The organism is Acinetobacter sp. ABJ-A23_2 (assembly GCF_044538765.1).
Taxonomy (GTDB): Bacteria; Pseudomonadota; Gammaproteobacteria; order Pseudomonadales; family Moraxellaceae; genus Acinetobacter; species Acinetobacter nosocomialis_A.
Window position 1 is genome coordinate 51,396 of the sequence record NZ_JBIUCP010000021.1, and the last position, 11,816, is coordinate 63,211.

Annotated in this window: 12 protein-coding genes and 4 tRNA genes; all 16 read left to right on the top strand. The window is 38.9% G+C overall.

The genetic code is table 11. From position 1 onward, the window contains the following. Window positions 1-2: 2 nt before the first annotated feature. A complete protein-coding gene (locus ACH63V_RS09320) occupies window positions 3-770 on the top strand; it encodes a uroporphyrinogen-III synthase (RefSeq protein WP_396463331.1) in 768 nt (255 codons plus the stop codon). Window positions 771-778: 8 nt separating this feature from the next. Beyond that, window positions 779-1,618: a hypothetical protein gene (locus ACH63V_RS09325; RefSeq protein WP_396463332.1), complete on the top strand. Its 840-nt coding sequence runs from the start codon at window positions 779-781 to the stop codon at window positions 1,616-1,618. 9 nt (window positions 1,619-1,627) lie between these two features. Then, window positions 1,628-2,821: a heme biosynthesis protein HemY gene (locus tag ACH63V_RS09330; protein ID WP_396463333.1), complete on the top strand. Its 1,194-nt coding sequence runs from the start codon at window positions 1,628-1,630 to the stop codon at window positions 2,819-2,821. Between the two features lie 7 nt (window positions 2,822-2,828). Continuing rightward, window positions 2,829-3,269 (top strand): acyl-CoA thioesterase, encoded by a 441-nt coding sequence (locus ACH63V_RS09335; protein WP_396463334.1) that lies wholly within the window; start codon window positions 2,829-2,831, stop codon window positions 3,267-3,269. Window positions 3,270-3,463: 194 nt separating this feature from the next. Then, window positions 3,464-3,790: an H-NS family nucleoid-associated regulatory protein gene (locus ACH63V_RS09340; RefSeq protein ID WP_002053185.1), complete on the top strand. Its 327-nt coding sequence runs from the start codon at window positions 3,464-3,466 to the stop codon at window positions 3,788-3,790. Between the two features lie 331 nt (window positions 3,791-4,121). After that, complete coding sequence (gene gspN / locus ACH63V_RS09345) at window positions 4,122-4,865, top strand: type II secretion system protein N (RefSeq protein WP_396463335.1); 744 nt, start codon at window positions 4,122-4,124, stop codon at window positions 4,863-4,865. Beyond that, window positions 4,865-5,704: a type II secretion system protein N gene (locus ACH63V_RS09350; protein ID WP_396463336.1), complete on the top strand. Its 840-nt coding sequence runs from the start codon at window positions 4,865-4,867 to the stop codon at window positions 5,702-5,704. The genes gspN and ACH63V_RS09350 overlap by 1 nt, the downstream gene beginning before the upstream one ends. 41 nt (window positions 5,705-5,745) lie before the next feature. Next, complete coding sequence (gene gspD, locus ACH63V_RS09355) at window positions 5,746-8,022, top strand: type II secretion system secretin GspD (RefSeq protein ID WP_396463337.1); 2,277 nt, start codon at window positions 5,746-5,748, stop codon at window positions 8,020-8,022. Between the two features lie 40 nt (window positions 8,023-8,062). Continuing rightward, a complete protein-coding gene (locus ACH63V_RS09360; RefSeq protein WP_396463338.1) occupies window positions 8,063-8,692 on the top strand; it encodes an FHA domain-containing protein in 630 nt (209 codons plus the stop codon). A gap of 65 nt (window positions 8,693-8,757) precedes the next feature. Further along, window positions 8,758-9,426, top strand: a complete 669-nt coding sequence (locus ACH63V_RS09365) for a phosphoglycolate phosphatase (RefSeq protein WP_263612765.1) — start codon at window positions 8,758-8,760, stop codon at window positions 9,424-9,426. Window positions 9,427-9,534: 108 nt separating this feature from the next. Next, window positions 9,535-11,028 carry an anthranilate synthase component I gene (gene trpE, locus ACH63V_RS09370; protein ID WP_396463339.1) on the top strand — a complete coding sequence of 498 codons (1,494 nt, stop codon included), beginning with the start codon at window positions 9,535-9,537 and terminating at the stop codon, window positions 11,026-11,028. 98 nt (window positions 11,029-11,126) lie between these two features. After that, a tRNA-Thr gene (locus ACH63V_RS09375) sits at window positions 11,127-11,202 on the top strand. Window positions 11,203-11,258: 56 nt separating this feature from the next. Beyond that, window positions 11,259-11,342 (top strand) — tRNA-Tyr (locus tag ACH63V_RS09380). A gap of 36 nt (window positions 11,343-11,378) precedes the next feature. Continuing rightward, a tRNA-Gly gene (locus tag ACH63V_RS09385) sits at window positions 11,379-11,454 on the top strand. A gap of 13 nt (window positions 11,455-11,467) precedes the next feature. Further along, window positions 11,468-11,542, top strand: a tRNA-Thr gene (locus ACH63V_RS09390). A 159-nt stretch (window positions 11,543-11,701) separates the two neighbouring features. Further along, a partial coding sequence (locus tag ACH63V_RS09395) for a GTP-binding protein (RefSeq protein ID WP_041172161.1) occupies window positions 11,702-11,816 on the top strand: 115 nt, incomplete at its 3' end.

Genomic DNA, 11,816 nt, shown 5'->3' on the forward strand with positions numbered 1-11,816 from the left:
CCATGTTGTTTATTAATACCCGACCTGACTCACGTGCAGCTGAATTAACGGAAGCTTTGCAAAATAAGGGGTATCAGGTCGAGTCTTTACCGCTTTTAGAGCTGGTTGCTCAGCCTTTTTCAGAATCACTCTTTCAACTCTATCAACAGCTAGTCGGGGCACAAGCTATAGTAGTTGTGAGTCCTACTGCTGTTGAAGTAGGTATGCAGTACTTAACGCAAAGTGGTTTAAAGCTAGATGACTTAAAACATATTCAGTGGATTGCGGTCGGACAAGCTACGGCGAATCGTCTCCATGAATATGGAATTGACGCGCATGTTCCAGATGTAGAAACTTCCGAAGGCATGCTCACTTTACCTATTCTCTATAATATGCAGCAGACGGGTAGCGTGGCTTTTTGGAGGGGAGAAGGCGGACGCCAATTTATGATGGATACTTTGCAGCAGCAAGGGATTCAGATTTTAAATTTTGTTTTATATCATCGGCAGTGCCCAGAAGTTTCATATTCAACATTCAAACATCTGACACAGAATTCAAATTATAATTTAGAAAAATGGCTTGTCTTAATTACCAGTGAGGCAAGCTGGAAATATTGGTTAGAGCTTTGTTTAAAAAATAATGTACAACCTGATTGTGTATATTTGGTTTTAGGACCACGTCTTTTTCAACTTGTTAAAAAATATCGCGATCAGCAACAGGCTCATTTTCACATTATTCAACTTGAAAATTTATCGCCTTCGGGGATGATTCATCACATTCAGGCATTATAAGGATTTGTATGAGAAAACTTGTTTCTATCATCATTTTGCTGAGCATCACTTGGTTGGCTAAGCTCAGTTACGATATGTGGCAAATTTCTCGTACTGTTCCAGAGCTTCAGCAAAGTTTACTGCAATCGGAACAACAATATGCCAATTTGAATGATCAATTGGTGGCTTTAAAAAGACAAATACAGTCCCAGCCGAGTAGTGATGTTCAAACAGCACCTTCAACAAATAATGAGATTATTCATTCTGGTATTACGCCAACGGTAGTCATTAAGCAAAAATTAGATTTAATTCAGTTTGCGATTGATCAACAGCAGTTTATTTATGCGGTGGATCATTTAACTCAACTACAACAATCCTTGCCTCAATATGAAATTGCCCCAGCATTGCAACACAGCTTAAATCAGGCAATTGAACAGGATAAACAGGCCATACAACAATACGTAATTGCTCAAAACCAGCGTCATCAATTGATTGATGATTTACTACAAACTATTGATAAAAATATTCAGCAAGCATTGGCTCGGCCTAAACTTGAGATGGACCAATCCGAGTCGGTATCTTGGTGGAAGAAGTGGTTCCGCATTGAAAAAGTAGAAACGCCGTCTATTAATTTAATGAATCGAAGTGTGGTGCTTAAAGAAGTGCAATTAAGATTATTAATTGCTGAGCAGGCATTAAATCAAGGAAAAATGGCAGAGTATCAAAATGAGCTGCAATCAGTAATGCAGAAATTAAATGAAATGCCAGATGCGACCAGTCAGCAGTTGAAAAATCGTATTGCTAAAGTGTCTCACTTATCTATCGTGCCTGTGCCTAAACTATCGACTCTTGGCCTACTTGGCTCATAAGGAGGACATATGAAACATCTCCTATGGGTTTATCTTGTCATTAGCTTAGTGCTTTTTGCGGCCTTAGCTTTGTTGAGCTATGGCTATGGTATGGGCTATGTCTATATCTACTGGCGCCAATTGCAATTGCAAACAAATGTGTGGGGATTAGTCCTTACTTTTGTCGTGATGAGTTTTATTGCTCAGTTAATATGGCTGTGGATTAAACGTTATTCTTCTCGTGAACAACGAAAAAGAGAAAATATTTTTCAGTTTAAAAATCTTCATCCTTATGAGCAATTAGGTATTGTCTGGCTATTAGAAGCTGCCGAAGATCAACGCGTCTTTATCGAACGAGTTTTTACCCAATCAGGGCTTTTAAAAAATATTATTGATGCCAAGTTCTTGGTTTTAAGTGGAGATTATCAAAAAGCATTAGATGCTTTGGATCAGTCTCCGCCTATGGCTTTTGAATTGGCAGAATTACAGCGTATTGAAATATTTTTAGCTCAAAATGAAGCGGAACGCGCATTAACTCATCTTGAGTTTTTATATCAGCATCAATTATCGCCGTGGCTTGAAGAGATCGAGACAGCATATCAACAGCGATTAACTGCGTTATGGGGACGGCTTGCTTTACAGCAACCCTGGTTATATTTGCGTTCGATGAAATATGGATTATTAGACGCTGAGCATCGTGATTTATGGTTGCAGCAACTTCTTCAACAGTTCGATCAAGCTTCAGTTGATGACTTACATGCACTGCAACAGCGCTATCTAGATTTAGAGTCTGAAATTCAAACCCGACCTTATAGCAGTAAATTGCTATGGCTAAAACTCTTGGCGCGTATGCCGGAAATGAGTATTCAGCATGAAACATTAACTTTGCATCTTCTCAAAGAGCAATTTGACCCAGAAGTGTTTTATTTGTGGTTTCAGCAACAATTGCTTAAGCAGGTTCCTGACTATGCGGATGTTGAGGAAAAGATTAATCAATTTGAATCTCAATATATGAGTTTGCCGGTTTTAACATTTGCAAAATGGCATGTTTACATGGCAACTGAACGTCAAGCTGAAGCAGAAATATTATTAAGTTTATACCCAGATAATATTTTAATGAGCTATTTACGTATTAAATCAACCTTAAAAGAAGATGATGAGTTAATCAAACAGTTAAACCTAATCTTTGAAAATGATGCGAATTTTTTAAAATTTAAAATTTGAGGTAAAAATGAAAGAACTGTCTGTCTACCCTGTAATATACGACCAGAAAGTAGCATGGGGAGATATGGATGCTTTTGGTCATGTCAATAATGTACAGTATTATAGATATATTGAAAGCTCACGTATTTTATATATGGAAAATGTAAATATATTGACCGCAAATATATATACTGTTGTTGCTTCAAGTCAGTGCAAATATTTAAAACCCGTGTTTTATCCAGATGTATTAAAAGTAGGTGTTCGTGTAGAGGAGATGCGCAATAGCGCATTCCGTATGGCATATATATTATGGAGTGAGGCACAGCAGCAAATCGTTGCTACAGGTGAAGCTGTAATGGTCTGTATAGATAAAATGACAGGATTAAAATGTGAAATACCAAATGAAGTAAAAAGTAAAATTATTGAATTAGAAAAATCAGTAGGACATGACTTAATACATTTAGCTTAAATAAATATTAAGAAAATATATTTCAATTATAATTATTAATGTAATTAAAAAGTAAATTTATAGCATTATTCTGACGAACTTGTCTTTCAAACTATTGCTTATTGAATAGATTATAAATACTATTGGTTATGATTTAATGTTTTTAAATTTTGTCTGTATTATTTGAATTGTCTGTAAGACTGGAGTATTTATTAATGAAACCGGATATTAGTGAATTATCTGTTGAAGAGTTAAAACGCTTACAAGAAGAAGCAGAAGCTTTAATTGCAAGCAAAAAAGATCAAGCAATCGAAGATGCTTATAATCAAATTATCGAGATTGCAGAAAATGTAGGTTTTAGTGTTGAACAACTTCTTGAGTTTGGTGCTCAAAAACGTAAAAAAACAACACGTAAATCTGTAGAGCCACGCTACCGTAACAAAAACAATTCTGAAGAGACTTGGACTGGTCGCGGTAAACAACCACGTTGGTTAGTTGCTGAAATTGAAAAAGGTGCAAAACTTGAAGATTTCTTAATCTAATTGTATTGCCTCTTAAAAAGCCAAGCGATTTAGCTTGGCTTTTTTATTTTAAAAAGAATTAAAACTTTTATTTTAAAAATGAAGTATTCAATAAAGTGTTTAAATTCCTAAATAAATACATTGTTGAGACTAAATTTGCATTTAGTAAGATTAATCGTCAATTTTCATGATTTTGTCATACGTACAACTTATAGTCTTTAAGAAGACGCCAAGCCTGATTGCTTGGTTTTTTTATATGAAGTGAATTGGCGATGTTGAAAAAGTATGCATAATGTCAGACTAGAGAGGAACTCTCATATAAGGACGATAATTTGCATGTTGGTAAGGCTGAATGAAGAAAAAGTCTAAGCAATGGAAGTGGTGGTTTTTTGCCCTCATTGCATTTTTAATTTTTATTATTTTACAGATTCCGGCGACTTGGCTTATCTCTAAATTTTCAAAGAATAATCAAACTGTCCATAATGTAAGTGGCAATATCTGGCAGGGGCAAGCTGACTGGCATCGTGGTGCTTTACGAGGAACTATCCATTGGAAAACCAGACCGCTAGATTTATTTTTATTACGCTTTGCTGCAGATGTTGATATTCATAGTGGTAATACGCAATTAGCAGGAATCATGGCATATGGTTTTGGCAAAAAAGTAATTGTAAGAAATATGAATGGTCAAGTTGCTCCAGAAACACTGAAGCAGATTGTGAACTGGCAATGGCCTGTAAACAGTATTCAACTTAAAGATATCCAATTTAATTATAAAAAAGAGCAGGGCTTTACAGCGGTTGATGGGCAATTGCATTGGGGTGGCGGAGCACTAGTTTATAATATTGGTGATCGTCAAGATCGTATGAATATGCCTTCTTTAAGTGGGCAGTTGGCTGACCACAATGGACAGCTACAAGTTGACATTCGTGATCAGCGAAATCAAAAAATGGCGAATCTTTTACTTGATGCCAATATGATGCTTGATGTTCAACTCACACAGCGTTTATTGCTTAATGTTCCATCTTATGACGGAAAAGCTGGTTTAGATACTTTTGTCATTAGTTCTCGCCAACCATTATTACAAGGTGGTCACTAATGAAAGCATGGCTTGATAAATTACAGCAATTACAATGGCAAAAATTAGATCGACTCAGTGTAGTCGTCTTAGCCATTTTAATTTTATGGTTGTGTTGGAAATTGGCTTCATTTTTTTGGTTGGTGATTGCCCCTCCACAAATGATGCAGTTTGATCGGGTAGAACTCGGTTCCCAGCAGCCACAAATACCAAACATTAGTACTTTTTCACTTTTTAATGAACCTTCTGCCAATGCGGCTCAGGAAAATGTGAATCTAGAATTACAAGGCGTGATGGTGGGTTATCCAAACCGCTTTTCTTCAGCTGTTATTAAAATTGATAATACTGCTGAGCGTTATCGAGTTGGTGAAACTATTGGTTCTACTTCTTACCAACTGGCAGAAGTTTATTGGGATCATGTGGTATTGCGTCAAGGAAATGGTAGTACTCGCGAACTTGAGTTTAAAGGTTTGCCAAATGGTTTATATCAACCTATGACGCCAGATGCTTCACAACAACAACCTGCTACACCGTCTCAACCTACGGCACCTGTAAATACGACTCAACAGGCTCTAGGGCAAGCGATTCAGCAGATGCAAGGTAACCGAGAGCAGTACCTCAAAGATATGGGGGTCAGTGGCAACTCAAGTGAAGGTTATGAAGTTACAGAACGTACACCGTCTGCGCTTAGAAATAAGTTAGGTTTAAGGCCTGGCGATCGAATTGTCTCTTTAAATGGTCAAACGGTTGGGCAAGGGCAAACGGATGTGCAATTACTTGAACAAGCTCGTAGAGCAGGACAAGTGAAAATAGAAATAAAACGTGGTGATCAAGTGATGACCATACAACAAAATTTTTAGTGATAACACGTCACCATAAGAGTTAGGAAATATCGCGAGTTATGGCTTTATTGAATCATCAACGTCCACTTTGGGCATTACTTGCAGCAGCCCCATTGATTGCGACAGTAAGTAGCAGTGCCTATGCCCAAACATGGAAGATCAATTTACGTGATGCTGACTTAACTGCCTTTATTAATGAAGTTGCAGACATTACAGGAAAGAACTTCGCTGTAGATCCAAGAGTGCGTGGTAATGTCACAGTCATTTCGAATAAACCATTAAATAAAGATGAGGTTTATGACCTATTTCTTGGGGTTTTAAATGTAAATGGGGTCGTTGCGATTCCTTCTGGTAATACGATTAAGCTTGTGCCAGATAGCAATGTTAAAAACTCAGGAATTCCTTACGATTCTCGAAATAAGGTTCGCGGTGATCAAATCGTTACACGAGTGATTTGGCTTGAAAATACCAATCCAAATGACTTAATTCCAGCACTGCGCCCTTTAATGCCTCAATTTGCGCATATGGCTGCGATTGCAGGGACTAATGCACTAATTGTTTCGGACCGCGCGGCAAATATCTATCAGCTTGAAAATATTATCCGTAACTTAGACGGAACTGGGCAGAACGATATTGAAGCCATCAACCTTCAGTCGAGCCAAGCAGAAGAAATCATCACTCAACTTGAAGCAATGAGTGCAACAGGAGCATCGAAAGATTTCAGTGGTGCTCGTATTCGTATTATTGCCGATAATCGAACCAACCGTATTTTAGTCAAAGGCGATCCAGGAACACGTAAGCGCATTCGCCACATGATTGAAATGCTGGATGTGCCTTCTGCTGATCGTTTAGGTGGCTTAAAAGTTTTCCGTTTGAAATACGCAAGTGCTAAAAGCTTGTCAGAAATTTTACAGGGTTTAGTCACTGGTCAGGCAGTATCTTCATCGAGTAACAATAAGAATTCATCTAACTCATCGAATTCGATGAATAATTTGATTGGGAATAACCAGAACTCTAGTTCAAATACATCGGGTTCAAATGGCAGTTCAATATCTACTCCATCAATTAACCTAAATGGTAATTCAAACAATAATAATCAGAACAATATCTCTAGCTTTAGCCAAAATGGTGTAAGCATTATTGCAGATAGTGCCCAAAACTCATTGGTTGTTAAGGCTGATCCACAATTAATGCGTGAAATTGAATCAGCGATTCAACAGCTTGATGTTCGTCGCCAACAAGTACTTATCGAGGCTGCAATTATTGAAGTTTCTGGAGATGATGCAGATCAACTTGGAATTCAATGGGCACTCGGTGATTTATCTAGTGGGATTGGTTTACTTAGCTTTAGTAATGTAGGAGCGAGTTTATCTTCTATCGCTGCTGGTTATTTATCGGGTGGTTCGGCTGGAGCTGCATCTGCTATCGCTAATGGACCTAATAAAGGTAATGGTGCAACTTTAGGATTGGGTAATTTTGATAACTCTCGTAAGGCCTATGGTGCATTAATTCAGGCTCTCAAAGCCAATACAAAATCAAACTTACTTTCTACACCATCTATCGTGACGATGGATAATGAAGAGGCTTATATTGTTGTAGGTCAGAACGTTCCATTTGTTACTGGGTCGGTCACTACCAATAGTACAGGTATCAATCCCTATACAACTGTTGAACGAAAAGATGTTGGTGTGACATTAAAAGTTGTTCCACATATTGGTGAAGGCGGTACGGTTCGTCTGGAGGTAGAGCAAGAAGTCTCTGCTGTTCAAGATAGTCGTGGACAAGCAGCTGACTTGGTGACGAGTAAGCGTGCTATTAAAACGGCTGTTTTAGCTGAACATGGACAAACTGTAGTGCTTGGTGGTTTGGTATCAGATGACACATCACTTTCAAGACAAGGCATACCTGGATTAAGCAGTATCCCTTATGTTGGACGATTGTTCCGATCAGATAACAGAAGTAATGTAAAACGTAATCTTCTCGTCTTTATTCACCCGACGATTGTTGGTGACGCAAATGATGTACGTCGTTTGACTCAGCAGCGCTATAACCAGCTGTATAGCCTGCAATTAGCTATGGATAAGAACGGTAATTTTGCAAAACTACCTGAGCAGGTTGATGATGTTTACAATCAAAAAATGTCACCTCCAGGTATTGCTCCTCAATCAAAAAATTATCAACAAGTTCCTTCAGGCGGAAAAACGACGACAGTAATAACACCTGTAGCGGTAGAGCCAACAGTTCAAAAGCAGACATTGCAATTGCCTGATCCAGAAGTGAATCGAACTAAAAATACAGTAACAACAACGACACTACGTCCAAGCACAGCGCCGTAGTAGCATGTTATGATTGATAAAAAATGAATAGGACATAGGCATGACTTGGAAACTACAAGCAATTACTGGTGAATTTACTGGTCAAGAAATTAGTGTTGATCGTGATATGTTGGTGGGACGTCACCAAGATGCCGATTTGCTATTACAAGCCGCTGAAATTTCACGTCGCCATGCAGCATTGCTTTTAAAAGACCAATTGCTATGGGTACAAGACCTTAATTCATCAAATGGTACGTTTGTAAACGATATTCGTATTGAGCAAGAAAAGCAGCTTCATGATGGTGATATTGTTCAGTTTGCGAGTTTTAAATTCTCAGTTTTAGCCCCTGCTCAAGAAAATCTCGATTTACCTGAAATTGAAGCAGAACCAGTGCAAACTACTGTACCAACACAAGACTTAAGTGATCAAGGAATGCCAAGCCTTGCAGAGCGTGCTGCAGAAACAGAAGTTCGCCGCGATGGTATGCCGCAGAATGTTTCTATACCAAAGCCTGCACCTATTCCAGAGGGTGTGGATGTCAATGTAAAACAACCATCACCTGTTACTTTTGATGAGCCTGTTTCTCGGGTTGCTGAAGAAAAAGAGCAGCAGAAGAATGCTTCGGTTGGTTTAATCACTATTATTATTTTAGTGATTTTGGCTGTATTAGCATGGTTATTCTTTAAATAATTCGTTGGTGCTTTTACAATCAAGGCATGCTAAACGCATGCCTTTTTAATTTTGAGTAGAAGAAAATGTCTGTTGCACAACTAAGTAAGCGCGATTTAATTTTATTTGATCTGGATGGAACCTTGGTGGATTCCGCTGCCGATTTATATCGGTCTATGAATTTAAGTCTGCAAACACTCGGTTGGCCATTAGTAACAGAAGCACAAATACGTGAATGGGTAGGCAAGGGCGCCTCAAAACTATGTGAAAGTGTCTTGCTTCATTTGTTTGGGAAACTAGATGCTGAACAACATAAAGTTTTACTGCAAAAGTTTCTAGACATATATGGTGCAGAGCTTTGTGTGAATACTCAAATTTACCCTGGTGTACCTGAATTTTTAAAACATTGCCAAACTTTGAATATTAAAATGGCATGTGTGACCAATAAGCCTGTCAAACTTGCTCAAGGGTTACTAGATGCATTAGAGCTTTCTCCTTATTTTCAAGTTGTACTTGGAGGAGATAGCTTACCTGAAAGAAAACCACACCCACTGCCATTATTACATTGCATGGAAAGCCTAAAAACATCGGCTTCACAATCGTTAATGATTGGTGATTCAAGTAATGATATTGAAGCTGCACGCCGTGCCGGAATTGATTGTATTGTGGTTAGCTATGGCTATAATCATGGAGAAAATATCTATGATTGCCAACCTCAGCAAGTTGTTGATAGTCTTGCTGAGTTAATTGTTTAATGAAGAAAATGGAGATAAGAATGAATAAGCGTATGGTTTTTCGATGGCGTGTCTAAACCGAATCTAGAAAAACACACTTTTAAATCGAAACCATATTAGAGAAGATTCATGACAACATTAGCGCAATTCGAGCAACTTAAGGCTGCTGGCTACAACACTATTCCAGTTTATCGCCAACGCTTGGCAGATACAGAAACCCCATTATCAGTTTTTGCCCGCTTTAAAGACCAAACACAAGCTTACTTATTTGAGTCGGTTGAGGGTGGAGAGAATTGGGCGCGCTACTCTATGATCGGATTGGGTGAATCGACAGTTTTTTCCTGCAATGCCGGTGTTTTATCTATACAGCACGCTGATGGGTCAATTACACAACAAGATTGTCTAGACCCGTTCCAGTACATTCGTGAATTCCAAAAACAATTTAAAGTACCTCCAGCCGAGCTCTTACCGGATTTACCAACCTTTACTGGCGGATTAGTAGGTTATTTGGGTTATGACGCAGTCCGTTATATCGAGCCACGTTTAAAGAATGTTCCTGCAGCCGATCCAATTACGCTTCCAGATTTGTGGTTGATGCTTTCAAAAACGGTTATCGTTTTTGACAATCTTAAAGATACGTTATTTTTAATTGTTCATGCGGATGCAGAGCAGAGTAATGCCTATGCTGATGCACAGCAAAAGTTAGATCAATTAGAACAACTGTTGGCTACACCAGTCAGTTTACAAGCGAAGCCACATACACCTCCTCATTTTGAATCTATTACTGGTAAAGCAAAATTCTTAGAGACAGTAGAAAAAGTTAAAGAATACATCCGTGCTGGTGATGTGATGCAAGTTGTTCCAGGGCAGCGCATGGTTTCTGATTTTGATGGTGAAGCTTTACAGGTTTACCGTGCATTACGTCATTTAAATCCTTCGCCTTATCTATTTTTAGTTCAAGGGCAAACGATTACTGATAAGAAACCATTTCATATTGTTGGCTCGTCACCGGAAATTTTATCTCGTTTAGAAAATGGCATTGCTACAGTTCGACCTTTAGCGGGAACCAGACCACGTGGTAAAAATAAAGAAGAAGATATTGCTCTGGAAAAAGATTTGCTTTCTGACGAAAAAGAGATTGCTGAACATTTAATGTTGATTGATCTTGGTCGAAATGATGTGGGACGCGTATCAAAAATAGGTAAGGTCCAAGTAACGGATCAAATGGTGATTGAGCGCTATTCACATGTCATGCATATTGTTTCAAATGTACAAGGCGAAGTGCGTGATGATATCGACGCGCTTGACGTGTTTAAAGCGACATTCCCAGCAGGAACGTTATCGGGCGCCCCAAAAATTCGTGCAATGGAAATTATTGATGAAGTAGAGCCTGTGAAACGAGGTGTCTTTGGTGGAGCAGTAGGATATTTAGGTTGGCATGGTGAAATGGATATGTCGATTGCAATCCGTACTTGCGTTATTCGCGATAAAAAAGTGTATGTGCAAGCTGGAGCAGGGCTCGTTGCCGACTCAAATCCAGAATCTGAGTGGAATGAAACCCAAATAAAAGCTCGCGCAGTGATCAAAGCGGTTGAATTATCATCAAACGGATTGATTTTATGAGTTTTTAGCGGTTTTTTTTAAAAAACCGCTTGCATCGTTTGGAAGTTTTGCTAAACTGCACACCGTTCCGATACGAAACGTACGAAACACTAAGAAACGCCGGCATAGCTCAGTTGGTAGAGCAACTGACTTGTAATCAGTAGGTCCACAGTTCGAATCCGTGTGCCGGCACCATTTTAAAGTGTTAAGTTGATTGAGTAAAGAACAGCACTGTAGATAAGTGCGATATTGGTGAGATTCCCGAGCGGCCAAAGGGGGCAGACTGTAACTCTGTTGCGAAAGCTTCGAAGGTTCGAATCCTTCTCTCACCACCATCCTAAACTTCGAATGAAGTGGTTATTACCAACGTTGCGGGAGTAGCTCAGTTGGTAGAGCGGCAGCCTTCCAAGCTGCATGTCGCGAGTTCGATCCTCGTCTCCCGCTCCATCGAAGGATAGTCGCTCTTATAGCTCAGTGGTAGAGCACTCCCTTGGTAAGGGAGAGGTCTCGAGTTCAAATCTCGATAAGAGCTCCAGATATTAAAGTTTGAGTGGATTTCCACAAAGTTTTCAAAAAGCAGGCTATATAGTCTGCTTTTCAAGTATTGGGTGTCTGTTTTTTAGGCGATATGTCGATAAGCTGGGTTAGCTCAGTGCCATTTGTAGTTGGTTCGACGTAAACGAGGAAGATCATCATGGCTAAAGCCAAGTTTGAACGTAATAAACCACACGTAAACGTGGGTACAATCGGTCACGTTGACCATGGTAAAACAACTTTAACTGCTGCGATTGCAACTATTTGTGCAAAAA